34 protein-coding genes are annotated in these 24,264 nt (G+C 55.5%); all 34 read left to right on the top strand.

Going from position 1 to position 24,264, the window contains the following annotated elements; translation table 11 throughout:
- Nucleotides 1-62 precede the first annotated feature (62 nt).
- Nucleotides 63-4,238, top strand: a complete 4,176-nt coding sequence (rpoC, locus tag AD949_RS13200; protein ID WP_048834596.1) for a DNA-directed RNA polymerase subunit beta' — start codon at nt 63-65, stop codon at nt 4,236-4,238.
- Nucleotides 4,239-4,589: 351 nt separating this feature from the next.
- Entirely contained in the window at nt 4,590-4,961 is a 372-nt protein-coding gene (gene rpsL / locus AD949_RS13195) for a 30S ribosomal protein S12 (RefSeq protein ID WP_025826436.1), read from the top strand.
- Between the two features lie 14 nt (nt 4,962-4,975).
- Nucleotides 4,976-5,452: a 30S ribosomal protein S7 gene (gene rpsG / locus AD949_RS13190; protein ID WP_043552235.1), complete on the top strand. Its 477-nt coding sequence runs from the start codon at nt 4,976-4,978 to the stop codon at nt 5,450-5,452.
- 91 nt (nt 5,453-5,543) lie between these two features.
- Nucleotides 5,544-6,734, top strand: coding sequence for an elongation factor Tu (tuf, locus tag AD949_RS13185; protein WP_048834597.1), 1,191 nt, complete (start codon nt 5,544-5,546; stop codon nt 6,732-6,734).
- Nucleotides 6,735-6,838: 104 nt separating this feature from the next.
- Nucleotides 6,839-7,147 (top strand): 30S ribosomal protein S10, encoded by a 309-nt coding sequence (gene rpsJ / locus AD949_RS13180; RefSeq protein ID WP_007282720.1) that lies wholly within the window; start codon nt 6,839-6,841, stop codon nt 7,145-7,147.
- Between the two features lie 10 nt (nt 7,148-7,157).
- Nucleotides 7,158-7,841, top strand: a complete 684-nt coding sequence (gene rplC, locus AD949_RS13175) for a 50S ribosomal protein L3 (RefSeq protein WP_048834598.1) — start codon at nt 7,158-7,160, stop codon at nt 7,839-7,841.
- A gap of 4 nt (nt 7,842-7,845) precedes the next feature.
- A complete protein-coding gene (gene rplD, locus AD949_RS13170) occupies nt 7,846-8,460 on the top strand; it encodes a 50S ribosomal protein L4 (RefSeq protein WP_048834599.1) in 615 nt (204 codons plus the stop codon).
- The gene (locus AD949_RS13165; RefSeq protein ID WP_048834600.1) at nt 8,457-8,792 is read left to right on the top strand and encodes a 50S ribosomal protein L23; all 336 of its coding nucleotides are present in this window, start codon (nt 8,457-8,459) and stop codon (nt 8,790-8,792) included. Before rplD ends, AD949_RS13165 begins: the two co-directional genes overlap by 4 nt.
- Before the next feature lie 16 nt (nt 8,793-8,808).
- The gene (rplB, locus tag AD949_RS13160; protein ID WP_048834601.1) at nt 8,809-9,639 is read left to right on the top strand and encodes a 50S ribosomal protein L2; all 831 of its coding nucleotides are present in this window, start codon (nt 8,809-8,811) and stop codon (nt 9,637-9,639) included.
- A 13-nt stretch (nt 9,640-9,652) separates the two neighbouring features.
- Complete coding sequence (gene rpsS / locus AD949_RS13155; RefSeq protein WP_048834602.1) at nt 9,653-9,931, top strand: 30S ribosomal protein S19; 279 nt, start codon at nt 9,653-9,655, stop codon at nt 9,929-9,931.
- A gap of 1 nt (nt 9,932) precedes the next feature.
- A complete protein-coding gene (gene rplV, locus AD949_RS13150; protein WP_048834603.1) occupies nt 9,933-10,343 on the top strand; it encodes a 50S ribosomal protein L22 in 411 nt (136 codons plus the stop codon).
- 3 nt (nt 10,344-10,346) lie between these two features.
- Nucleotides 10,347-11,024 (top strand): 30S ribosomal protein S3, encoded by a 678-nt coding sequence (gene rpsC, locus AD949_RS13145; protein ID WP_048834604.1) that lies wholly within the window; start codon nt 10,347-10,349, stop codon nt 11,022-11,024.
- Nucleotides 11,025-11,042: 18 nt separating this feature from the next.
- The gene (gene rplP, locus AD949_RS13140) at nt 11,043-11,459 is read left to right on the top strand and encodes a 50S ribosomal protein L16 (protein ID WP_025826454.1); all 417 of its coding nucleotides are present in this window, start codon (nt 11,043-11,045) and stop codon (nt 11,457-11,459) included.
- A gap of 1 nt (nt 11,460) precedes the next feature.
- Nucleotides 11,461-11,700 carry a 50S ribosomal protein L29 gene (gene rpmC, locus AD949_RS13135; RefSeq protein WP_048834605.1) on the top strand — a complete coding sequence of 80 codons (240 nt, stop codon included), beginning with the start codon at nt 11,461-11,463 and terminating at the stop codon, nt 11,698-11,700.
- Between the two features lie 13 nt (nt 11,701-11,713).
- The gene (gene rpsQ / locus AD949_RS13130; RefSeq protein WP_048834606.1) at nt 11,714-11,986 is read left to right on the top strand and encodes a 30S ribosomal protein S17; all 273 of its coding nucleotides are present in this window, start codon (nt 11,714-11,716) and stop codon (nt 11,984-11,986) included.
- Nucleotides 11,987-12,003: 17 nt separating this feature from the next.
- Nucleotides 12,004-12,372 carry a 50S ribosomal protein L14 gene (rplN, locus tag AD949_RS13125; RefSeq protein ID WP_006557767.1) on the top strand — a complete coding sequence of 123 codons (369 nt, stop codon included), beginning with the start codon at nt 12,004-12,006 and terminating at the stop codon, nt 12,370-12,372.
- Nucleotides 12,373-12,693: a 50S ribosomal protein L24 gene (rplX, locus tag AD949_RS13120; RefSeq protein ID WP_048834607.1), complete on the top strand. Its 321-nt coding sequence runs from the start codon at nt 12,373-12,375 to the stop codon at nt 12,691-12,693.
- 10 nt (nt 12,694-12,703) lie between these two features.
- Nucleotides 12,704-13,273: a 50S ribosomal protein L5 gene (gene rplE / locus AD949_RS13115; RefSeq protein WP_048834608.1), complete on the top strand. Its 570-nt coding sequence runs from the start codon at nt 12,704-12,706 to the stop codon at nt 13,271-13,273.
- A gap of 83 nt (nt 13,274-13,356) precedes the next feature.
- Complete coding sequence (gene rpsN / locus AD949_RS13110; protein ID WP_048834609.1) at nt 13,357-13,662, top strand: 30S ribosomal protein S14; 306 nt, start codon at nt 13,357-13,359, stop codon at nt 13,660-13,662.
- Between the two features lie 9 nt (nt 13,663-13,671).
- Entirely contained in the window at nt 13,672-14,070 is a 399-nt protein-coding gene (gene rpsH, locus AD949_RS13105; RefSeq protein ID WP_048834610.1) for a 30S ribosomal protein S8, read from the top strand.
- Between the two features lie 10 nt (nt 14,071-14,080).
- The gene (gene rplF, locus AD949_RS13100) at nt 14,081-14,614 is read left to right on the top strand and encodes a 50S ribosomal protein L6 (protein WP_043552259.1); all 534 of its coding nucleotides are present in this window, start codon (nt 14,081-14,083) and stop codon (nt 14,612-14,614) included.
- Nucleotides 14,614-14,976, top strand: a complete 363-nt coding sequence (gene rplR / locus AD949_RS13095; RefSeq protein WP_048834611.1) for a 50S ribosomal protein L18 — start codon at nt 14,614-14,616, stop codon at nt 14,974-14,976. Before rplF ends, rplR begins: the two co-directional genes overlap by 1 nt.
- A 15-nt stretch (nt 14,977-14,991) precedes the next feature.
- Nucleotides 14,992-15,570, top strand: coding sequence for a 30S ribosomal protein S5 (rpsE, locus tag AD949_RS13090; protein WP_048834612.1), 579 nt, complete (start codon nt 14,992-14,994; stop codon nt 15,568-15,570).
- Complete coding sequence (gene rpmD / locus AD949_RS13085; RefSeq protein WP_025826473.1) at nt 15,563-15,748, top strand: 50S ribosomal protein L30; 186 nt, start codon at nt 15,563-15,565, stop codon at nt 15,746-15,748. The genes rpsE and rpmD overlap by 8 nt, the downstream gene beginning before the upstream one ends.
- Before the next feature lies 1 nt (nt 15,749).
- Entirely contained in the window at nt 15,750-16,241 is a 492-nt protein-coding gene (gene rplO, locus AD949_RS13080) for a 50S ribosomal protein L15 (RefSeq protein ID WP_048834613.1), read from the top strand.
- Nucleotides 16,242-16,377: 136 nt separating this feature from the next.
- On the top strand, nt 16,378-17,736 hold the full coding sequence (secY, locus tag AD949_RS13075) for a preprotein translocase subunit SecY (RefSeq protein ID WP_048834614.1): 1,359 nt from the start codon (nt 16,378-16,380) through the stop codon (nt 17,734-17,736).
- On the top strand, nt 17,733-18,383 hold the full coding sequence (locus AD949_RS13070) for an adenylate kinase (protein WP_048834615.1): 651 nt from the start codon (nt 17,733-17,735) through the stop codon (nt 18,381-18,383). Before secY ends, AD949_RS13070 begins: the two co-directional genes overlap by 4 nt.
- A gap of 138 nt (nt 18,384-18,521) precedes the next feature.
- On the top strand, nt 18,522-18,899 hold the full coding sequence (rpsM, locus tag AD949_RS13065) for a 30S ribosomal protein S13 (RefSeq protein WP_025826479.1): 378 nt from the start codon (nt 18,522-18,524) through the stop codon (nt 18,897-18,899).
- A 67-nt stretch (nt 18,900-18,966) separates the two neighbouring features.
- Nucleotides 18,967-19,359, top strand: a complete 393-nt coding sequence (gene rpsK, locus AD949_RS13060) for a 30S ribosomal protein S11 (protein WP_006557780.1) — start codon at nt 18,967-18,969, stop codon at nt 19,357-19,359.
- 113 nt (nt 19,360-19,472) lie between these two features.
- Nucleotides 19,473-20,492, top strand: coding sequence for a DNA-directed RNA polymerase subunit alpha (locus tag AD949_RS13055; RefSeq protein ID WP_048834616.1), 1,020 nt, complete (start codon nt 19,473-19,475; stop codon nt 20,490-20,492).
- A gap of 30 nt (nt 20,493-20,522) precedes the next feature.
- Complete coding sequence (rplQ, locus tag AD949_RS13050; RefSeq protein WP_048834617.1) at nt 20,523-20,948, top strand: 50S ribosomal protein L17; 426 nt, start codon at nt 20,523-20,525, stop codon at nt 20,946-20,948.
- A gap of 636 nt (nt 20,949-21,584) precedes the next feature.
- Nucleotides 21,585-22,601 carry an ABC transporter substrate-binding protein gene (locus AD949_RS13045; RefSeq protein WP_244463270.1) on the top strand — a complete coding sequence of 339 codons (1,017 nt, stop codon included), beginning with the start codon at nt 21,585-21,587 and terminating at the stop codon, nt 22,599-22,601.
- Entirely contained in the window at nt 22,598-23,362 is a 765-nt protein-coding gene (locus AD949_RS13040) for an ABC transporter permease (protein WP_048834619.1), read from the top strand. Before AD949_RS13045 ends, AD949_RS13040 begins: the two co-directional genes overlap by 4 nt.
- Nucleotides 23,350-24,162, top strand: a complete 813-nt coding sequence (locus AD949_RS13035) for an ABC transporter ATP-binding protein (RefSeq protein WP_371277350.1) — start codon at nt 23,350-23,352, stop codon at nt 24,160-24,162. The genes AD949_RS13040 and AD949_RS13035 overlap by 13 nt, the downstream gene beginning before the upstream one ends.
- Nucleotides 24,163-24,264: the final 102 nt, after the last annotated feature.

Below are 24,264 nucleotides of genomic sequence, written 5' to 3'. Positions count from 1 at the left end.
TTTTGAGGGGGAGGCCGGAATGACGATTCCGGCTCCTCATTTCCCTTTGGGGGCTTCGGCACATGAATGAACTCATGAAAATTCTTGGCCAGACTGGCCAGGCGATGACCTTCGACCAGATCAAGATTCAGCTGGCATCACCTGAACAGATCCGGTCCTGGTCATTTGGTGAAATCAAGAAGCCCGAGACAATCAACTACCGGACATTCAAACCGGAGCGTGATGGTCTGTTCTGCGCGCGTATTTTTGGCCCGATCAAGGACTATGAATGCCTGTGCGGCAAATACAAGCGGATGAAGTTCCGCGGTATTGTCTGTGAAAAATGCGGCGTTGAAGTCACCTTGGCAAAAGTGCGGCGTGAGCGGATGGGTCACATCCAGCTTGCTAGCCCCGTTGCCCATATCTGGTTCCTGAAGTCTCTTCCGAGCCGCATCGGCCTGATGGTCGATATGACGCTGAAAGACCTCGAAAAGGTTCTGTATTTCGAAAACTATCTGGTTCTTGAGCCCGGCACGTCTCCGCTCAAGCAGTATTCGCTGCTGACGGAAGAACAGTATCTCGACGCCATGGACGAATATGGCGAAGAAGGGATTGAAGTCGGGATCGGTGCCGAGGCCATCAAGAAGGTGCTGGAACGCATCGACTGTGATGCCGAAAAGGTCGAACTGCGTCAGGAACTCAAAGAAACGACGTCTGAAGCCAAGCGCAAGAAGCTTGTCAAACGTCTGAAGCTCGTTGAGGCCTTCTCGGAGAGCGGTTCCCGCCCTGAGTGGATGATCCTTGATCTGGTTCCTGTCATTCCGCCGGAACTGCGCCCGCTGGTGCCGCTGGATGGTGGTCGTTTCGCAACGTCTGATCTGAATGATCTGTATCGTCGCGTTATCAACCGTAACAACCGTCTCAAGCGTCTGATGGAACTGCGCGCGCCCGATATTATCGTGCGTAACGAAAAGCGTATGCTTCAGGAAGCTGTTGACGCCCTGTTTGACAACGGCCGTCGTGGCCGTGCCATTACCGGTGCCAACAAGCGTCCGCTGAAGTCTCTGTCCGATATGCTGAAAGGCAAGCAGGGCCGTTTCCGTCAGAACCTTCTTGGTAAGCGCGTTGACTACTCTGGCCGTTCGGTCATCGTGGTTGGTCCGGAAATGAAGCTGCACCAGTGCGGCCTTCCCAAGAAGATGGCGCTGGAACTGTTCAAGCCGTTCATCTACTCTAAGCTGGAAAAATACGGTCACGCGACAACCATTAAAGCTGCAAAGCGGATGGTTGAGAAAGAACGTCCGGAAGTCTGGGATATTCTGGAAGAGGTCATCCGCGAGCATCCCGTGATGCTAAACCGCGCACCGACCCTCCACCGTCTCGGTATTCAGGCGTTCGAGCCGGTGCTGGTTGAAGGCAAGGCGATCCAACTGCACCCGCTCGTCTGTACTGCGTTTAACGCAGACTTTGACGGTGACCAGATGGCCGTGCACGTCCCGCTGAGCCTTGAGGCCCAGTTGGAAGCGCGTGTGCTGATGATGTCCACCAACAACATTCTCAGCCCGGCCAACGGTAAGCCGATTATCGTGCCGTCTCAGGATATTGTTCTCGGTCTGTATTATCTCAGCCTTGAAACGCCTGAATTCGGCGTGACACCTGACCGTAACGAGCATGACGATACGACGGGTGAACTCATCAAAAAGGGTGCGCCGTCCTTCTCGTCGATCGGTGATGTGGAATATGCGCTTAACGCAGGCGTTCTGAAGCTGCACGATAAGATTCGTGCACGTTTCGAGATCATCGACGCGGACGGCAAGAAGCATCATGAAACGATCGTCACGACGCCGGGACGTGTGCTGATTGCCCAGATCCTGCCGAAGAGCGAAGCTATTCCGTTCTCGCTGATCAATAAGCAGTTGACCAAGAAAGCCGTGTCTGACGTTATTGATACGGTTTATCGTCACTGTGGTCAGAAAGAAGCGGTTATCTTCTGTGACCGTCTGATGGCGCTTGGTTTCCGTCACGCTGCTAAGGCTGGCATTTCCTTCGGTAAGGATGACATGATCATCCCGGCTGAAAAGAAAGTGCTGGTTGATCGCACCGCGGCCGAGGTCAAGGAATTCGAACAGCAGTATCAGGATGGTCTGATCACGGCTGGCGAACGCTACAATAAGGTGGTTGACGCATGGTCACGCTGCACGGACGAAGTTCAGGCAGCCATGACCAAAGAGATTTCCCGTCAGGAAATCGGCAAGCCCATCAACTCCGTGTGGATGATGAGCCACTCCGGGGCCCGTGGGTCACCGGCTCAGATGAAGCAGCTTGCCGGTATGCGTGGTCTGATGGCCAAGCCGTCTGGCGAGATTATTGAACAGCCGATTATTGCGAACTTTAAAGAAGGTCTGTCGGTTCTCGATTACTTTACGTCCACCCACGGTGCGCGTAAGGGGCTGGCCGATACCGCTCTGAAGACCGCAAACTCCGGCTATCTGACACGTCGTCTGGTTGACGTGGCGCAGGACTGCATCATTGTTGAAAATGATTGCGGCACCGAGCGTGGTCTGACCATTCGCGCCGTGATGGATGGCGGTGAAGTTGTTTCGTCTCTGTCTGAGCGGATCCTTGGCCGTACACTGGCTGCGGATGTGATTGATCCGGCGTCTGGTAAGGTTGTTGCTCCGCGTAATTGCCTGATCGACGAAGCTGACGCAGAGCGTATTGAAGGCTCTGGGGTTGAAACAGTGCAGATTCGTTCTGTGCTGACCTGTGACAGCCGCGTTGGCGTGTGTGGCCATTGCTATGGTCGTGACCTTGCGCGCGGCACGCCGGTCAACATTGGTGAAGCTGTGGGCGTTATTGCGGCACAGTCCATCGGTGAGCCGGGCACCCAGCTGACCATGCGTACCTTCCATATCGGTGGCGCGGCGCAGCGTGGTGCTGAGCAGTCCATGATTGAAGCGTCTCGTGACGGTAAGGTGGTTATCCGGAACCGGAACGTCGTGCAGAACAGTCAGGGCGTGCCGGTTGTCATGGCCCGTAACTGTGAAATCCTGCTGACAGACGATGCTGGCGTTGAAAAAGCCCGCTACCGTGTGCCGTATGGTGCGCGTCTGTTGACGACAGAAGGCGCGTCCGTTACGCGCGCCCAGAAGTTGGCAGAGTGGGACCCCTACACCCTGCCGATCATCACGGAAAAGGCCGGTAAGGTTGAGTATCTTGACCTGATCGACTCTATCACGCTCGTCGAACGTATGGACGAAGTGACCGGGCTGACGGCAAAAACTGTGGTGGACTACAAGCAGGCAGGGAAGGGCGTTGATCTGCGTCCGCGCCTCCAGCTTAAGGATGCCAAGGGCGAGGTGATCAAGCTGGATAACGGCAATGACGCCCGCTACTTCCTGCCGCCTGAATCACTGCTCTCTGTTGAAAACGGTGCGGAAGTTCATGCGGGTGACGTGCTGGCCCGTCTGCCGCGCGAAGGGTCCAAAACCCGTGATATTACCGGTGGTCTGCCGCGCGTGGCCGAGCTTTTCGAAGCCCGTCGCCCGAAAGACCACGCGATTATCGCGGAAATGGAAGGCCGTGTTGAATTTGGGAAGGATTATAAGTCCAAGCGTCGTGTTATCGTGAAGAACGATGAAACGGGTGAAGAGACGGAATATCTGATTCCCAAAGGCAAGCATGTCTCCGTTCAGGAAGGCGACTTCGTCGAGAAAGGCGATCCGCTGGTCGATGGTCCCCGCGTGCCGCACGATATTCTGAAAGTCATGGGGGTTGAGGCTCTGTCTGATTACCTCGTGAACGAAATTCAGGATGTGTATCGTCTTCAGGGCGTGAAGATTAACGATAAGCATATTGAAGTTATCGTGCGTCAGATGCTCCAGAAAGTTGAAATTCTGGAACCGGGCGACACGACATACCTCATTGGCGAAACCGTTGATCGGATTGAGTATGAGACGGAAAATACCAAGCGCATGAATGCTGGTGAGCGCCCCGCTCTCGCCATGCCGGTGCTGCAGGGTATTACCAAGGCCTCTCTGCAGACCCAGTCCTTCATCTCTGCCGCATCCTTCCAGGAGACCACACGTGTCCTGACAGAGGCCGCGACCGCAGGGAAGGTGGATACGCTGAATGGTCTGAAAGAGAACGTCATTGTCGGCCGTCTGATCCCGGCAGGGACAGGCAGCGTCATGAACCGTCTGCGGGCGATCGCAGCGTCTCAGGACCGCCAGCGCGTCGGGCGTTCTGCTGCCGAGTAACGTCGTTTTCGTCTTTATGGCGTGAAAAGAGGGGGATCAGGGCATGGCTCTGGTCCCTTTCTTTTTTATGTGAGGGATCCTTTCTTATTTTCCCGGCCAAGAATCGCGTACCGCGCTTGACTTAAGGGGGGGGGAGAGGTAGTTAGCAGCCCTCAGCTTCTGCTCCCGTGCCGGAGCAGAGGTAAATTCGTAATTCTTGTGTAAGCATGTGGCTGGCTTCCAGCAGGAAGTTAAAGCCGGATGCCTAGATAGCCCCACACGGGTGTTGTTGCCTGGTGGGTTTTTTAAATGACAGTCGGCAGCCGATAGAAAGGCTAGCCGGCCGAACTGTGTAAGGATCGGGAAAGGCGCATGCCGACCATCAACCAGCTCATTGCCAAGGGGCGCAAGCCTGCAGTCAAGCGCAACAAAGTGCCCGCACTGCAGAGCTGCCCCCAGAAACGTGGTGTTTGCACCCGTGTTTATACGACGACGCCTAAAAAGCCGAACTCCGCACTGCGTAAAGTTGCAAAGGTGCGTCTGACGAACGGTTATGAGGTGGTGAGTTATATTCCGGGTGAAGGTCATAACCTTCAGGAACATAGCGTCGTGCTTATCCGTGGGGGTCGTGTAAAGGATCTTCCGGGTGTGCGTTATCACATCCTTCGCGGTGTTCTGGATACCCAGGGTATTGCTAAGCGTCGCCAGCGGCGTTCGCTCTACGGCGCGAAGCGTCCGAAGTAAGAGGAAGTTAAGGTATGAGCCGCCGTCACCGCGCTGTTAAGCGTGAGATTCTTCCTGATCCGAAGTTCGGAGATATTGTCATTACGCGTTTCATGAACGCTCTGATGTATGATGGCAAAAAATCCACTGCGGAGAGGATTGTTTATGGAGCTCTCGAGGCGATGGTTCGCCGGAGTGGAGCTTCTGCGGATCCGGTCGCATTGTTCCACAATGCTCTGGATAACGTTAAGCCTGCAGTAGAAGTTCGCTCTCGCCGCGTTGGTGGTGCGACCTATCAGGTGCCTGTTGAAGTTCGCACTGAGCGCCGTCAGGCGCTGGCCATCCGCTGGGTGATCGACGCTTCCCGTAAGCGCGGCGAAAACACCATGCAGGACCGGCTGTCCAACGAGTTGATGGACGCTGTGAACAACCGTGGCGCTGCTGTTAAGAAGCGTGAAGATACGCACCGTATGGCTGAAGCCAACAAGGCATTCAGTCACTATCGCTGGTAATCTTCTAGGTATGGCATTCACTCCTTGTGGAGTGAGGGCGGACTTATTAAAAACTGCATCCCGATAAATTTTCGGGGTATGGAGTAGAGAAATGGCTAAGGCTAAATTTGAGCGGAATAAACCGCACTGCAACATCGGCACCATCGGCCACGTTGACCATGGTAAAACGTCTCTGACGGCCGCTATTACCAAGACGCTGGCAAAAACTGGTGGCGCCGAGTTCAAGGCGTACGATCAGATTGACGCTGCTCCTGAAGAGCGCGCTCGTGGTATCACCATTTCCACGGCTCACGTGGAATATGAAACCGCCAATCGTCACTATGCGCACGTCGACTGCCCCGGACATGCTGACTACGTGAAGAACATGATCACGGGTGCAGCGCAGATGGACGGCGCGATTCTCGTGGTTTCCGCAGCTGATGGCCCGATGCCGCAGACTCGTGAGCACATCCTGCTTGCTCGTCAGGTCGGCGTGCCGGCTCTGGTTGTCTTCCTGAACAAGGTTGATCAGGTTGATGATCCGGAACTGCTTGAGCTGGTTGAAATGGAAGTTCGTGAACTTCTGTCTTCTTACCAGTTCCCCGGCGACGATATCCCCATCATCAAGGGTTCCGCTCTGGTAACTCTGGAAGATGGCGATCCGGAAATCGGTGAAAACCGCGTTCGTGATCTGATGGACGCTGTTGACTCCTACATCCCGCAGCCGGAACGTCCGGTTGACCGTCCGTTCCTGATGCCGATCGAAGACGTGTTCTCCATCTCCGGTCGTGGCACCGTGGTGACGGGTCGTGTTGAGCGTGGTGTTGTGAACGTGGGTGACGAAGTTGAAATCGTCGGCCTGAAAGACACCGTGAAGACGACCGTTACGGGCGTTGAAATGTTCCGCAAGCTGCTTGATCGCGGTGAAGCTGGTGACAACATCGGTGCGCTGGTTCGTGGTACGAAGCGTGAAGACGTTGAGCGTGGTCAGGTTCTGGCTAAGCCGGGCTCCATCACCCCGCACAAAAAATTCAAAGCTGAAGCGTACATCCTGACGAAGGAAGAAGGTGGCCGTCATACGCCGTTCTTCACCAACTATCGTCCGCAGTTCTATTTCCGCACGACCGACGTCACTGGCGTTGTTCACCTGCCGGAAGGCACGGAAATGGTCATGCCTGGCGATAACTGCGCCATGGATGTTGAGCTGATCGCACCGATCGCCATGGATGAAGGCCTGCGCTTCGCTATTCGCGAAGGTGGCCGCACCGTTGGTGCCGGCGTGGTTGCTTCTATCACCGATTAATCGGTTAGAAGCCTAGGACTGGATGGCCCCGGCTGAGTCTTCAGCCGGGGTCTTACTTGGCGGCCGGGTAACCCCGGACCAGTAAAGTGTTGGACTAAGAAACAATGGACAACCAGAACATCCGCATTCGCCTGAAGGCGTACGATCATCGTGTGCTCGACAACAGCACAAAAGAGATCGTCAATACGGCGAAGCGTACGGGTGCGCGGGTTCGGGGTCCTATCCCGCTGCCGACGCATATCGAGCGGTTTACAGTGAACCGTTCTCCCCACGTGGATAAGAAAAGTCGCGAACAGTTCGAAATTCGGACTCACCGCCGCCTGCTCGACATTGTCGAGCCGACTCCGCAGACCGTGGACGCTCTCATGAAACTCGACCTCGCCGCTGGCGTGGATGTCGAGATCAAACTTTAAGGTCCAGACGATGCGCACCGGATTGATCGCAAAAAAGTTGGGCATGTCCCGACTGTTCAAGGAAGATGGCACACATGTGCCCGTTACCGTCCTGCATGTGGATTCCGTGCAGGTGGTTGATGTTCGTACCCCGGATCGGGATGGCTACACGGCCGTTCAGCTGGGTATGGGCAAAGCCAAGGTAAAAAATGTCTCTAAGCCGAATCGCGGCCATTTTGCCCGCACGAAGGTTGAGCCGAAGAAGAAGCTTGTTGAATTTCGTGTGGCGGATGATGCTACGCTGGAAATCGGCGCTTCTCTTTCCGCAGCTCACTTTGTGGTGGGGCAGAAAGTCGACGTGACGGGTACCAGTAAAGGTAAAGGGTTCGCGGGCGCCATGAAGCGCTGGAACTTCGCCGGTCTGGAAGCCTCGCACGGCGTTTCCATCTCTCACCGTTCACATGGTTCTACCGGTAACCGTCAGGATCCGGGCAAGACCTTTAAGAACAAGAAGATGGCTGGTCATCTCGGCGATGAGCGTATTACCACGCTGAATCTTGAAATTGCTGCGATCGATCCGGAAAAGAACCTGATCATGATCCGTGGTTCCGTCCCCGGAGCTAAAAACGGTGTCGTTCTGGTCCGTGATGCGATTAAAAAAGCCCGCCATGTCGATGCGCCGTATCCGGCCGCTCTCGTGACGGCGGAGGGCTGAGGTCATGGAAATCGAAATCAAAACGCTTGATAACGGCACCGCGGGTTCTGCAACGCTCCCAGAAGCGCTGTTTGCTGTCGCGCCGCGTAACGACATCATGGCGCGCGTTGTGCACTGGCAGTTGGCCAAGCGCCGCGCTGGTACGCACAAGGTCAAGGGCATGGGCGAAGTGTCCGGCACGACCAAAAAGCCGTACCGCCAGAAAGGCACCGGTAGCGCCCGTCAGGGTTCTCTCCGTGCGCCGCAGTACCGCACCGGTGGTGTGGTCCATGGTCCGGTCGTGCGTGATCACGGATATGACCTGCCGAAGAAGGTTCGTCGTCTCGGTCTGATCTCTGCGCTGTCCCAGAAAGCAAAAGAAGGCAAGCTGGTTGTCCTTCAGTCCGCTTCTGGCGTTGCACGCACGAGTGAACTGGCTGCGAAGCTGAAAACGCTGGGCTGGACGTCTGCCCTGATTGTTGATGCCGCTGTTGATGAAGGCTTTCTGCGCGCAGCAAGCAACCTGCCGCGCATTGATATCCTGCCGACAATCGGTGCCAACGTTTATGATATTCTTAATCACGAGGTCCTGGTGATTACCCAGGCTGGCCTCGAGGGTCTGAAGGAGCGCCTGGCATGACGAACATTCTTGCTCTGCGCAAGAAAGCCGAGCGTCTTTCTCGGGAAGCGATGTACGACATTGTTCGTGCGCCGTTGATCACCGAGAAAGCAACCGCGCTTTCAGAGAAGAATCAGGTGGTTTTCAAGGTTGCGATCTCTGCAACCAAGCCTGAAATCAAAGTGGCTGTGGAAACACTGTTCGGCGTCAAGGTTGTTGGCGTTAACACGCTTGTCCAGAAGGGCAAGACCAAGCGCTTCAAGGGGCGTCTGGGGCAGCGTTCTGATATCAAGAAGGCGTTCGTTCAGCTCGCGGAAGGTCAGTCCATCGACCTTACCGCCAAACTGGCGTGACGTGGGGTAGGAACAAATGGCACTGAAGCACTTTAATCCCGTCACGCCGAGCCTTCGTGGTACGGTTCTGATTGACCGTTCCGACCTTTGGAAGGGCAAGCCGGTCAAGCAGCTGACGGAAGGTAAAAACAAGACAGGTGGCCGTAACAATAACGGTCGCACCACGTCTCGTTTCCGTGGCGGCGGGCACAAGCAGTCTTACCGTTATATCGACTTCAAACGTCGTAAATTTGACGTGCTGGGCACGGTTGAGCGTCTGGAATATGATCCCAACCGTACCGCCTTCATCGCGCTGGTGAAGTATGAGGACGGTGAGCTGGCTTATATCCTGGCACCGCAGCGTTTGAAAGTTGGTGACAATGTCATCGCTGGCAGCCGTGTGGACATCAAGCCGGGTAACGCTATGCCGCTGGCCGCGATTCCGGTTGGCACGATCGTGCATAACATCGAGATGAAGCAGGGCGCTGGCGGCAAGCTGGCCCGTGCTGCGGGCACGTATGCGCAGCTGGTCGGTAAAGATTCCGGCTATGCGCAGATCAAGCTGCAGTCTGGTGAACTGCGTGTTGTGCGTGGTGAATGCATGGCTACTGTTGGTGCTGTGTCCAACCCGGACAACATGAACCAGCATATTGGTAAAGCTGGCCGCTCACGCTGGCTGGGTCGTCGCCCGCATAACCGCGGCGTTGTGATGAACCCGGTCGACCATCCGCATGGTGGTGGTGAAGGTCGTACCTCTGGTGGTCGTCATCCGGTTACGCCGTGGGGCAAGCCGACCAAAGGTTACAAAACTCGGGTCAACAAGCGTACGGACAGTCTGATTATCCGTCGTCGAAAGACCGGCAAGTAAGGGGCAATAGAAGATGGCACGTTCCGTCTGGAAAGGCCCGTTCGTCGACGGGTATCTGCTGAACAAAGCTGAAACGTCCCGCGCGTCGGGTCGTAACGAAGTGATCAAAATCTGGTCACGTCGTTCTACGATCCTTCCGCAGTTCGTTGGTTTGACGTTCGGTGTTTATAATGGTCAGAAGTTCCTGCCTGTGCAGGTGACGGAGAATATGGTCGGACACAAGTTCGGCGAATTTTCTCCCACCCGTACGTTCCATGGGCATGGGGCCGATAAGAAGTCGAAGCGGGGCTAAGATGAGCAAGCCGAAGCATCCGCGCACGCTCGCGGAAACAGAAGCGCAGGCTATTACGCGCAACATCCGGGTTAGTCCCCGTAAGTTGAACCTTGTTGCGGGTCTTATCCGCAACAAGCCGGCGTCTCAGGCTGTCGCAACCTTGACGTTCTCCAAGCGTCGCATTGCCCAGGAAGTCAAAAAGACTCTGGAAAGCGCGATTGCCAATGCCGAGAACAATCATCAGCTGGACGTTGACCAGCTGATTGTGAAGACGGCTGAGGTCGGGAAGTCCATTGTCATGCGCCGCTTCCATGCGCGTGGCCGTGGTCGTTCCGCCCGTGTGGAAAAGTTCTTCAGCCATCTGAAGATTGTTGTTGCCGAACGGGCTCCGGAACCCGAAGCAGCTTCTCCTGAGCAGAAGGCGGCCTGACGTATGGGACATAAAGTCAATCCAATCGGGCTGCGGCTCGGAATCAATCGCACATGGGATAGCCGTTGGTACGCTGACTCTGACTATTCCCGTCTGCTGCATGAAGACCTGAAGCTGCGTGCGTTCCTCCGCCGCAAGCTGTCTGGTGCTGGTGTGTCCCGCGTTGTGATCGAACGTCCGGCCAAAAAGCCGCGCGTGACGATCTATGCGGCGCGTCCGGGCGTTGTGATCGGTAAAAAAGGTCAGGACATTGACGCTCTGCGCAAAGAGCTGACCAAGATGGCTGGCACGGAAGTGGCTCTCAACATCGTTGAGATCCGCAAGCCGGAAATCGATGCAACGCTGGTTGCCGACAACATTGCTCAGCAGCTTGAGCGTCGTGTGGCGTTCCGTCGCGCTATGAAGCGTGCTGTGCAGTCCGCTATGCGTCTCGGCGCACAGGGGATCCGGATCAACTGCTCTGGTCGTCTGGGTGGTGCTGAAATCGCGCGTATCGAGTGGTATCGTGAAGGGCGCGTGCCGCTTCACACGCTGCGTGCCGATATCGACTATGGCACCGCTACCGCACATACGACGTATGGCAGCTGCGGCGTGAAGGTCTGGATCTTTAAAGGCGAGATCCTTGCGCATGACCCACTGGCTCAGGACCGCCGGGCGGCCGAGCAGGCCCCTCAGCGCTGAGGCGAAGGATAGAAGACAATGCTCTCTCCGAAGCGAACTAAATTCCGTAAGGCTCACAAAGGTCGTATTCACGGTCTGGCCAAAAGCGGTACGACGCTCAACTTCGGTACGTTTGGTCTGAAGGCTCTTCAGCCCGAACGTATCACTGCACGGCAGATTGAAGCCTCTCGTCGCGCTATCACTAGGGCGATGAAACGCGCAGGTCGCGTGTGGATTCGTATTTTTCCTGACCTTCCGGTCTCGACAAAACCTGCAGAAGTGCGTATGGGCTCCGGCAAGGGATCTCCCGAATACTGGGTGGCCCGTGTGAAACCCGGTCGCATTTTGTTTGAAATCGAAGGCGTGCCGCCCGAGATCGCGCGTGAAGCGCTGGCTCTCGGCGCTGCAAAGCTGCCGATCAAGACAAAGTTTGTGACCCGAATTGGAGATGCGTAAGATGGCGAAGGCAACAAAGCCCGCTGACCTGCGTGCCAAAACGGCCGATGAACTGAACACGATTCTGCTTGAGCTGAAGCGTGAACAGCTCAATCTCCGGTTCCAGAAGGCAACCGGGCAGAACGAAGGCCAGAGCCGCATTCGTGTGGTCCGTCGTGAAATTGCGCGCATCAAGACGATTGTCGCGCAGAATACTGAGAAGTCTGCGGCAGGTGCGAAAACATCTGCTGCCATTTCCTGAAGGGAGTTGGACGATGCCAAGGCGCGTCCTTACCGGACGTGTGACCAGCGACAAGATGGACAAGACCGTAACGGTTCTTGTCGAGCGTCGCGTCATGCATCCGCTGTATAAGAAGTTCATTCGTCGCTCTAAGAAATATGCGGCGCATGATGAAGAAAATGTCTGCAAAGTAGGCGATAGCGTGCGCATCATTGAATGCACGCCTATTTCCAAGCGCAAGACATGGGCCGTGGTGGCACGCAACGGCGAGGTCGTTGATGCGTCCTCCGCTGGCGTGTCAGCGTAAGGTAAGGATATCTAGTTATGATCCATCCCGAGACCAACCTCGACGTGGCCGACAATTCTGGTGCGCGTCAGGTGCAGTGCATCAAGGTGCTGGGCGGTTCCAAACGGAAATCCGCCTCGGTCGGCGACGTGATCGTCGTGTCTGTCAAGGAAGCCATCCCTCGTGGGAAGGTGAAAAAAGGCGACGTCCACCAAGCTGTTATCGTGCGTACCTCTTATCCGGTTCGTCGCCCCGATGGGAGCGCCATCCGCTTTGATAAGAATGCTGCTGTTCTGATCAACAAGCAGCAGGAGCCGATCGGCACCCGTATCTTCGGCCCGGTTGTTCGTGAACTGCGTGCGCGCAAGTTCATGAAGATCATCTCTCTGGCGCCGGAGGTTCTATAAATGGCTGCTCGCATTAAAAAAGGCGACACGGTTGTTGTCATCAGCGGTTCCTCCAAAGGAACCCAAGGTGAAGTTCTCTCCGTTCGCCCGGCTGAAAATCGTGCGGTTGTTCGTGGTGTTGCGCTGATCAAGCGCCACCAGAAAGCAACGCGTATGGGTGAAGAAGGCGGCATCATCACGCGTGAAGCTCCTATTCATCTGTCAAATCTGAAACTGGTCGACCCGGCCTCCAAGAAGCCGACCCGCGTTGGGTTCCGTGTTCTGGAAGATGGGCGGAAAGTTCGTGTTGCGAAAGCAACCGGCGAAGTGATTGAAGGCTGAGGGGGCGAGAATGAGTGAGTCCAAGGGCGTTCGTTCCGTTCCTCGTATGCAGGAACGCTATGAGTCCGAATTGCGTGCCAAGCTGCGTGAGCAGTTCGGTTACAAAAATATCATGCAGGTTCCTCGGCTGGAAAAAATTGTCCTGAATATGGGTGTTGGTGAGGCTGCGGGCGACCAGAAAAAGCTGGACGCCGCTGTTGCTGAAATGACGCTTATCGCAGGGCAGAAGCCGGTCAAGACTGTCGCTAAGAAAGCAATCGCTGGCTTCAAGATCCGTGAAGGTCTGCCGATTGGTTGTAAAGTGACGCTGCGTCGTGCGCAGATGTATGAATTCCTTGATCGTCTGGTCACAATCGCGATGCCTCGCATTCGGGATTTCCGTGGCTTGCCGGCGAACAAGGGATTTGACGGACGTGGCAACTTTGCTCTGGGTCTGAAAGAGCAGCTCGTTTTCCCGGAAATCGACTACGATAAAGTAGACGAAGTTCGTGGGATGGACGTTGTGTTCGTGACCAGTGCAAAGACGGATGCGGAAGCAAAAGCGCTTCTTAAAGCATTCGATCTGCCCTTTGCTGCCTGAGTGAAATAGAGTATCTGTCACCAGGTGTTGTTGTCTTGGAAAACCGTCGAAGGTTTTCGAAGGGTTCCGGAGGATAAAATTATATGGCTAAGACTTCTGCCATCACGCGTAATGCCAAGCGGGTACGCATGGCTGCGCGGGACAAGGAAAAGCGTGCGGCGCTGAAGAATATTGTTATGGACCGCTCGCTTCCTGTGGAAGATCGGTTTGATGCGTCTTTAAAGCTGGCTGAACTGCCGCGTAATGGTTCACGCGTTCGCGTGCGCCTTCGTTGCAAACTTACGGGACGCTCTCGCGGTAACTACCGCAAGTTTGAGCTGTGCCGCATTGCACTGCGTGATCTGGCGTCCAACGGGCAGATCCCGGGCCTGGTCAAAGCTAGCTGGTAAGGGCGCATAATGTCACTTTCTGATCCGCTGGGTGATATGCTCACCCGTATCCGTAACGCGCAGCGCGCACGTCATGTGTCCTGTGTGTCTCCGGCTTCCAAATTGCGTTCGAATGTTCTCGATGCTCTGCAGCGTGAAGGCTATATTCGTGGCTATTCCCACGAAGAAATCCGCAAAGGCATCACGCAGCTGCATATTGAGCTGAAATATTCCGAAGGCGAGCCGGTTATTAAGGAAATTCAGCGCGTGTCCCGTCCGGGCCGTCGTGTGTATTCCAAAATTAAAGAATTGCCGCGGGTGCGTGCTGGTCTTGGGGTTTCGATCCTGTCCACACCACGTGGTGTATTGTCTGATGTCGAGGCTCGCGCTGCCAATGTTGGCGGTGAAGTCCTCTGTCGTGTGTTCTGAGGAGGGATAAATGTCACGTGTAGGCAAATATCCCGTTGATGTTCCCGCCGGGGTGACTGTCTCGATTGCAGACGGTGTTTTCAAGGCGAAAGGAAAGCTGGGCGAGCTCGCTCTGCCGCTTTCTTCTCACATTGAGGCGGAAATTTCAGACGGGAAAGTTGCGGTGCGTCCGATTGGGACAGCAGCGCAGGCTCGTATGATGTGGGGTACAACCCGCGCTCTGATTGCCACGGCAATTAAAGGTGTTTCTGAAGGGTTTTCAAAGGCTCTTGAGATTAACGGCACCGGTTATCGTGCTGCGGTTCAGGGTTCTAATCTTGTGATGAACCTGGGCTATTCTCACGACGTGGTCTATCCGATCCCGCAGGGTATCAAGATCTCCACGCCGCGTCCGACAGCTATTCTTGTCGAAGGTATCGACAAGCAGCGCGTTGGTCAGGTTGCTCTTGATATTCGCAGTTTTCGTAAGCCTGAGCCCTATAAAGGCAAAGGTGTGCGTTATGAGACGGAAACCATTCGTCGCAAGGAAGGCAAGAAGAAATAATGAGCACTCAGCAGGAACTGCGGAACCGTCGGCGTGCTCGCCTGCGTTTTCAGCTCCGTCGCAAGGCTGGTGGTCGTCCGCGTCTGTCGGTCTTCCGGTCTGGCAAGAACATCTATGCACAGGTCATTGATGACGTGCGTGGATGCACCCTTGCTGCCGCTTCCAGTCTGGATAAAGAACTCCGTCCGTCTCTGAAAAGCGGCGGCAACAAGGACAGCGCTGGCGCTGTTGGTAAACTTGTTGCGCAGCGTGCTGTGGCTGCCGGCGTCTCCCAGGTTGTTTTCGACAGGGGGTCGTATCTTTATCATGGGCGCGTGAAAGCCCTGGCGGAGGCTGCCCGTGAGGGCGGTCTCTCCTTCTGAGGAAAGGATCACGTAATGGCTCGTGAACCAAGAGAAGGCGGTCGAGGCGGCCGTGATCGTGAACGCGAAGGCGATGAACTGGTTGATAAGCTGGTAACCATCAATCGCGTTGCTAAGGTTGTTAAGGGTGGTCGGCGCTTTGCCTTCGCTGCTCTGGTTGTCGTTGGTGACCAGAAAGGTCGCGTGGGTTATGGTGCTGGTAAAGCCCGTGAAGTGCCGGAAGCCATCCGTAAGGCAACGGAACGTGCCAAACGTGGCATGATCCGTGTGCCGATGAAGGAAGGCCGTACGCTGCATCACGATGTGGCTGGTCACTTCGGCGCTGGTAAGGTTATCCTTCGCTCTGCTGAGGCAGGAACGGGGATCATTGCCGGTGGCCCGATGCGCGCTGTTTTCGAAAGCCTGGGCATCAATGACGTGGTGGCCAAGTCCCTCGGGACGCGGAACCCGCATAACATGGTGAAAGCGACGTTCTCGGCGCTTGAGCGGTGTGCTAGCCCGCGTTCTGTTGCAAACCGTCGTGGTAAGAAGGTTGCTGAAATCTTCGGTAAGCGCGATCAGGGTGCTTCGGCTGTGGAGGCTACAGATGTCTGAGGCGAAAACCTTTAAAGTCATCCAGATTGCTTCCGGTAACGGTCGCAAGCCTGGTCAGAAAGAGACCCTTGTGGGTCTTGGCCTGAACAAGATCGGTCGTGAGCGGGTGTTGGAAGACACCCCCTCAACCCGCGGTATGGTCCGTAAGGTGGCCCACCTTGTGAAGGTGGAGGATTGATATGAATCTGAACGAACTGCGTGATAACGAAGGCTCTCGTTATCGCAAAAAACGTCTCGGTCGTGGTATCGGTTCTGGTAAGGGCAAGACGTCCGGTAAAGGTGTGAAGGGGCAGAAAGCACGTGAAGGCGTGTCCCTGAACGGCTTTGAGGGTGGTCAGCTGCCTATCTACCGTCGTCTGCCGAAGCGCGGCTTTAAGAACATCTTCCGCAAGGTTTATGCGCCGGTTAACCTCGGTGCGATTGAGAAAGCCTTTGCTGAGGGCAAACTTGAAGCTAACGCTGCCGTCACGGAAGAAACGCTGAAAAATGCTGGTCTGATCGGCACGGGTAAATATGCCGGTGTGCGTATTCTGGCTGAAGGCGAATTGACCCGCGCTGCCACGTTCGAAGTGTCTGGTGCGTCTGCTTCTGCAGTTGCAGCAATCGAAAAGGCTGGTGGGTCCATTAAGGTCCTGGTGGCTCCTAAGGCTGCTGAAGCCAGCGCATCCTGATGTTTCGGTCAGAAGGACAGTCCTGTACTGTTCTTCTGGCAGATTCGTCTCCAGATGTGGTCTGGGTTAACTCTTAGACTATCATGACAGCGTCCCGCGTTATGTGGTGGCGCTGTTTGTGTGAAAGGACGGATGCATGGCTTCCGCGGCCGAACAGCTGGCTGCCAACTTTAATGTGGGCTCCTTTGCCAAGGCAACCGAACTCAAAAAACGGATTTGGTTCACCCTTGGTGCGCTGATTATTTACCGTCTCGGCACATACATTCCGGTTCCGGGTGTGGATGCTACGGTCATGGGGCAGTTACTGGCCCAGCATCAGGGCGGTATTCTGGGCATGTTCAACATGTTCACAGGTGGTGCGCTCGGGCGTATGACCGTTTTTGCCCTGAACATCATGCCGTATATCTCTGCTTCGATTATTGTGCAGTTGATGTCGACCGCCGTGCCGTCACTGGAAGCCCTGAAGAAAGAGGGCGAGCAGGGACGTAAAAAGCTTAATCAGTACACGCGCTATCTTACTGTGTTTATTGCTTTGTTTCAGGCTTACGGCATTGCTGTCGGGCTTGAGAATATGCAAAGTGCGGCAGGGTCTGCTGTTGTACATCCCGGTGTATTCTTTCTGGTTTCATGCGTGATTACCCTTGTTGGTGGCACCATGTTCCTGATGTGGCTGGGTGAGCAGATTACGTCCCGCGGTGTGGGAAATGGGATCTCGCTGATCATTTTTGCTGGTATTGTGGCCAACTTGCCGCACGCCATGGCAAGCCTCTTTCAGCTTGGGTACACAGGGGCTCTTTCGCCCTTCTTCGTGCTGGTCTTTCTTGTTCTGGCTGCGGTGACGATTACGTTCATCGTCTTCATGGAGCAGGCGCAGCGGCGTGTGGTCATTCAGTATCCCAAGCGTCAGGTAGGGCAGAGAATGTTTGGGGGGGATACCACCCACATGCCTCTGAAAGTAAATACAGCCGGCGTCATTCCGCCGATTTTTGCGTCCTCCGTGCTGCTGATTCCGGTGACGATCTCAGGCTTTATGAACGGCAAATCCATGCCGGGCTGGCTCTCGTTTCTGGGCGAGGAACTGGGGCAGGGACAGCCGCTTTACATGCTGTTTTATGCCGCCATGATCGTATTTTTCTCGTATTTCTATGCGGCCGTCACGTTCAATCCGGCAGAGACGGCGGATAACCTGCGCAAGCAGGGGGGCTTTATTCCCGGGATTCGTCCCGGTGCGGCAACGGCGACGTATTTCGACAAAATCCTCACGCGTCTGACGACAATTGGCGCCGCGTATATGGTTCTTGTCTGTTTGCTGCCGCAAATTCTGATCAGCCGTTACAACGTCCCGTTCTATTTTGGCGGAACAAGTCTGATCATTATTGTCTCGGTAACGATTGATACCGTAACACAAGTCCAGTCGCATCTTGTTGCCCATCAGTATCAGGGGCTGATGCGTCGCTCCCGTGGTAGCAAGAAGCAGAGGGTTATCAGGCGATGAACGTGATTTTTCTGGGCCCTCCCGGTGCCGGGAAGGGAACGCAGTCCAAGCGGCTGGAAGAGCAGTACGGTCTGGTGCAGATTTCAACAGGTGACATGCTACGGGCCGAGGTGGCACGTGGCTCGGACATCGGCAAACAGGCGAAATCACTCATGGATGCCGGGCGGTTGGTGCCGGATGAGTTGATTATCGCCATGCTGCATTCCCGCATCGGGCAGCCTGATTGCGCGAAAGGATTCATCTTGGATGGATTCCCGCGCACACTTGGGCAGGCTGACGCGCTGGACAAAATGCTTTCTGCCGAGAATAAAAAAATAGATGTGGTTCTGTTTTTGGATGTTGATGAGGACATTCTGGCAGACCGAATCTCCGGACGCTTTACGTGCAGCAAGTGTGGCGCGACGTACAACGAAGTCTCCAAGCCTCCTAAGAAGGCCGGTGAGTGTGATGTGTGCGGCAGTCATGAGTTCACGCGCCGGGCGGACGACAAGCGTGAAACAGTTGTGGAGCGCCTGAAGGAATATCGGAAACTGACGGCTCCGATTCTTCCTTTTTACGAAAAAACCGGACGGCTTTATAAAATAAATGGAATGCTTTCGACCGCTCAGGTCACGGCAGACATTGAAGCTGTCATGGCGGGAAAGTAACAGCTCACGAAAAAGTGATCTGTTTTCGTTGACTTGTGCGGGTGGCCGGTATATTTCGCGGCCACTGATTGAAATCATGCATCCCCATGGATGCCAGTAGTGTTCGACCAGCGAGTTGAACCGACAGGAGTGTAAAGCGTGGCACGTATTGCCGGCGTGAATGTCCCGACGAACAAACGGGTTGTTATCGGGCTTCAGTATATTTACGGAATTGGCGCAACCAAAGCGGCTCAGATCTGCGAGAAAGTTGGTATTGCCGACGCAAAGCGCGTGAACGAGCTGAGCGATGACGAAATCGCAAAGCTGCGCGAAGTGATCGACACCGACTATCGGGTTGAAGGTGATCTGCGTCGTGAAGTCGCAATGAACATCAAGCGCCTGATGGATCTGGGGTGCTACCGCGGTCTTCGTCATCGTCGTGGCCTGCCGGTGCATGGTCAGAGAACCCACACCAACGCCCGTACACGTAAGGGTAAGGCTGTGGCTATCGCTGGTAAGAAGAAAGCCACGCGTTAATCTGATTTTTTGAGGATTTCCGGACGGCTTTTGCGGGCTTCTGGGCAGGGACTGAGGTAGGAAAACAATGGCGAAAGCCGCTACACCGCGTATTCGTAAAAAAGAGCGCAAGAACATTATTTCTGGCGTGGCACATGTTCTGTCCACGTTTAACAACACCATGATCACCATCTCTGATGCGCAGGGGAATGCTATCTCCTGGTCTTCCGCTGGTGCTCAGGGCTTCAAAGGCTCCCGTAAGTCTACGCCGTATGCGGCGCAGGTTGCTGCTGAAGATGCAGGCCGTAAGGCCCGTGAACACGGCATGGAAACGCTGGAAATCGAAGTATCCGGTCCCGGGTCAGGGCGTGAAAGCGCCCTGCGCGCTCTGCAGGCTGTCGGTTTTTCCATTACCTCTATCCGTGACATGACGCCGGTGCCGCACAACGGCTGCCGCCCTCGTAAGCGTCGTCGCGTCTAAGCATTAAGGCTGTGCGGCTACGGTATAGTAGCCGCCGTCTTTTCGCTGTTCTGTTAATTTTCGGAGAAATCGCTGCGATCCGCAGTGTTTTTTCATATTGAAAGGCCGGTACCTTGGTCCTTCAGAAAAACTGGCAATCTCTGATCAAGCCCGAAAAGCTTGAAGTCGAATCCGGTGTGGAACCGACACGTATTGCGACAGTTGTGGCAGAACCGCTGGAACGCGGTTTTGGTATGACACTGGGAAACGCCCTGCGTCGTGTGCTGTTGTCTTCCCTGCAGGGGGCTGCTGTTACGGCCGTGCAGATTGACGGCGTCCTGCATGAATTCTCTTCCGTTGCTGGTGTGCGGGAAGATGTGACGGACATTGTCCTGAACATCAAACAGCTCGCGCTGCGTATGCATGGTGAAGGGCCGAAGCGCATGGTGCTGACGGCGACTGGCCCCGGTGAAGTGCGTGCTGGCCAGATCCAGACAGGGCATGACATTGAAGTCATGAATCCTGATCTGGTGCTGTGCACACTGGATGACGGTGTGAAGCTGGGCATGGAATTTGTGGTAAACATGGGCAAAGGGTATGTCCCTGCCGCTGCGAACCGCCCGGAAGACGCGCCGATTGGTCTTATTCCGGTTGACGCCATCTATTCTCCCGTCAAGCGCGTCTCTTACAAAGTGGAGCCGACCCGTGTTGGGCAGGTGACTGACTTTGACAAGCTGCTGCTGACGGTGGAAACGAACGGCGCCATCACGCCGGAAGATGCTGTTGCTCTTGCTGCACGAATCCTTCAGGATCAGTTGCAGTTGTTCATTAACTTTGACGAGCCGCGTCCGGTTCAGGCTGAAGAACCGCAGGATGATCTGCCCTTCAACCGGAACCTGCTCCGTAAGGTTGATGAGCTTGAACTGTCTGTTCGTAGCGCAAACTGCCTGAAGAACGACAACATCATCTACATCGGGGATCTGGTCCAGAAGAGCGAGCAGGAAATGCTGCGCACTCCGAACTTTGGACGTAAGTCTCTGAACGAGATTAAGGAAGTCCTGACCTCCATGGGGCTTTCGCTGGGTATGAATGTGCCGGCATGGCCGCCGGAAAATATCGAAGATCTGGCAAAGCGGCTTGATGAGCCGTTCTAAGTCCATATCTCATTGACTAGGAACTGAACTATGCGTCACCGGATGGCCGGCAGAAAGCTCGGCGTAACCTCTTCTCACCGCGCGGCAATGTTTCGCAACATGGCCGTTGCTCTCATCAAACACGAGCAGATCACGACCACTCTGCCCAAGGCGAAGGAACTGCGTCCCGTCGTCGAAAAGCTGATTACGCTGGGCAAACGGGGTGATCTGCACGCTCGTCGTCAGGCTTATGCCATGCTGCGTGACGAAGTGATCGTGAAGAAACTGTTCTCTGCGGTTGCTGACCGTTACAAAGGCCGCACCGGTGGGTATTCCCGCGTGATGCGCGCTGGCGTGCGCTATGGCGATGCTGCTGATATGGCTGTGATCGAACTGGTCGACCGCGATATCAGCGCGAAGGGTCAGGATAGCGGCCCTCGCCCGGAAGTGACGGAAGCTCACGATCTGGCAGCCTAAGGCTTCCAGATTTTGAGTAAAGAGGCCGACGCTTGCATGTCGGCCTCTTCTGCCTTTCTGGCAGAGGCGTTCACACCTTAGTGGATGTTTTATCAGCTTGGATGTTGAGTTTTGCTCCGTCCTTTTGGCTGTATTGGGGAGGTCGCAAGATCTGCCTGTGTCGTCAGAAAGCTGACGATGAATCAAGCAAGAATTTTTTCGGTCTTTCCGAGCCGTGCTGCAAGGCTTCCATAAGCTCGTGGCGCGAAGTTCCTTTAACGAGGCGAGGCGTCTTTGATTCCATGTCGTCGCCGCATGAAGAGAGCATGGTAACCCAGCAGCTATATAGCTGGAAAAGCCGTATTTCGTAGAAAGGGTGGCAACTTGCTGCGCTGGCTCGGATCGAGCGGCAGCAATGCATATGGCCAAGAATCAATAAATCCGGGATGTCGGGAGCCCCAGCGTGCTGCTGTGGGAGCAATTCCACTGCAAATATTCCATTTTTTAATCACGAAAAATAATCGCGAAATTCACAAGTGACGTAAATACGATTAAAAAGCGATGTTGACAGGATATAGAATTTTAACACTACTAAGTATGGTATTAAACGCTTCTGCTTAGCGTGGTGGTAAAATGAAACGGTTCTTTTCCCGAGTGATGGTTTTAGCTGTGCTGGCCCTCTCTGTGCTGAGTGGTGTGGCGCAGGCTGGTACGCCGGTGCGGATTGGCTACATTCCGGTGCTGGGTTCTTCCGCATTGTTTGTTCTGGACGGAAAAGGCTGGGCGAAGGATGCTGGGCTGGACCTGACTCTTGTGCGCTTTACCTCCGGGCCACAGGCGATACAGGCGCTGGTCTCCGGCCGGATTGACGCTTACGTGGCGGGCGTTCTGCCGCTCCTGCAAGCGCGGGCGCACGGTGCGGATGTTAAAGTTGTGACGGCAGCCTCTGTTGAGGAACTTGAGGTTGTGTCTCGTGGCGCTTTAAGTGCTGCACTCCCGGCGGGAGCAGAAGGCGGCCTGTCGGCGGAGGCTCTGAAAAGCGTGCTTGAAAAGTTCAGACAGGCGCAGTCTCGCCTGCTGCGGATTGCAGCCCAGCCTCCCGGGTCTGTGCCTGATAGTCTGCTGCGGTTCTGGCTGCAAAAGCGGGAAGGGGTTAATCCCGTGGCGTCTGCCGTTACTATTGTTGGTGTGGATATTGATGCAGCGCAGCAAGCTTTTCTAGCTGGCGCAGTTGATGCGGCCGTCCTGAGAGAACCGGCTCTGACGGTCGTGCGTAGCCGCCTGAAAGATGTCAGAACACTCGCCAGCGGGCACGATCTGTTGCCTGATCAGCCGGGTTCAGTGCTGGCTATCGTCAATCCGGGCGCGCCGGAGAGGCAAGAGTGGGCCAAAACGCTTGGCAGTCTGTTTGTGCGGGCGACCACGTTGCTGGCGACGCACTCTGACGATGCCGTTCCTTTTGTAACCAAAGCACTGGGTGGCGGTATCCTGAGTGAAGATGTCATGAAGAAAGCGCTGGAAGGCTCAGCATCCCGTTTTGTAAGCGACCCGACACGTATTGTGGGTGGTGTGCGCCAGTTGCAGGATTTTGAGGTCGAGCAGGGACTTCTGCGCAAGGCACAACCGGTTGAAGAGCTGTTTGATCTGGACTTGTGGCAGCAGATCAAACCATGAAGGCTGCTCTTTCCCGGCAGCAGCGGGTCGGGTTGTCGGTTCTTGGTCTTCTGGTTTTTTTTGGAAGCTGGGAAGTCGCCGTCTGTTCCGGCCTGTTACCCTCAGGAATGGTACCCGCCCCGACCAGTCTGTGGCAGGCATGGGTGGATGAAGTACATGGTGGGTTCTGGCAACAGGCCATTCTGGACAGTCTGAGCCACTACGCGCTGGGGCTGCTGTTCGGTTCAGTGCTGGGCGTTCTGGCCGGTCTGCTGTGTGGCATGGTGCCTGTGCTGGACGCTTTTCTGTCTGGCATAGTGCATCTGTTGCGGCCTGTGCCGGGGCTGGCTTGGGTGCCGTTTGCGATTTTATGGTTCGGTTTGAACACGTCCGGCGCGACCTTTGTGATTGCGATTTCTGTATTCTGGATCAATTTTTACGCGGCTTATGCCGCCGTGCGGAGCGTGGATCCGGACTTATATGAACTGGCTTCCGCCTTTGGGCACGGTCGTTTTATGGGGCGTCTGGTCAAAATCGTGCTGCCAGCGTCTGCTCCGGGTGTGATGGCGGGCCTCAGAACCGGGCTTGGACAGGGGTGGATGTCTGTTGTGGCGGCTGAACTCTTCGGGGTGCCGGGTATTGGCGCACGGATGATGCAGGCCTCCAGTCTTCTGGCGACCGATGTGGTGGTGGTTTATATGCTAACCATGGCGCTCCTCTATGCCGTGACGGATTTTCTTTTCGGCTTTGTGCGTTTGCACGTCTTGCGGTGGCAGGCATGAGGGACGCAGCACCGCTGGCCCGGCTGGAAGATGTCGGGCTTTCTCATGATGGGGGAAGGACGTTCATCTTCCGTCACGTCAGCCTGACTTTGCACAAAGGCGAGTTTGTTGCTCTCCTCGGGCCATCAGGGGTGGGGAAATCCACAGTGCTGCGGGTGCTGATGGGGCTGAGCAAGCCGTCTGAAGGCGTGGTGAGAGGCCCTGTGCACGGGGAAGGGGATGCAGATGCGTGGCAGGCAGGGGCTTCCGGCACAAAGCGCCGTGCGCAGGCGCTGGTTTTTCAGGATCCGCGCCTGATGCCATGGCGCTCTGTCCTGCGTAATGTTGCCTTTGGTCTGGAAGGACTGGGGCTGAGCAAGCATGAAAAGCGAGAGCGGGCTCTGGCGGCCTTGCGGTTGGTTGGGTTGGAAGAGGCGGCGGATCGCTGGCCCAAGCAACTCTCCGGTGGGCAAAGGCAGCGTGTGGGTGTGGCGCGGGCGCTGACGGTTGATCCGGACCTGCTGCTGATGGATGAACCTTTCGGCGCGCTTGACCCGATTACCCGCGAGAGCTTGCAAGATGAACTGCTGCGGATATGGCAGCAGACGCACAAGACGGTGCTGTTTGTCACGCACGATATTGAGGAAGCGTTGAAGCTGGCCACCCGCATTCTTGTGCTTTCAGGCTCTCCGGCAGAGATTGTGGGAGAACTCAGCATTGGCGCGGAGCATAAGGCACCGGATTCATTAGAGTTCAGAGCGTATGCCGCCCGGCTGCGCGGCATGATTGCCGGAAAGCCGGCTTTGAGTGACGCGCCGTAAGAGCCTTCTTGAGACGTTAAATTTTTTTATGAGAACGTGTCATTCTGACGCATCTCTCGCGGCAGGAGTGCGTTATGAGGAGTTAAGAGAAGGGGGAGGTGC

This window comes from Acetobacter orleanensis (assembly GCF_001581005.1).
Lineage (GTDB): Bacteria > Pseudomonadota > Alphaproteobacteria > Acetobacterales > Acetobacteraceae > Acetobacter > Acetobacter orleanensis.
The sequence above is the reverse complement of the archived record's forward strand: the minus strand, read 5'-3'. Positions and strand labels throughout refer to the sequence as shown.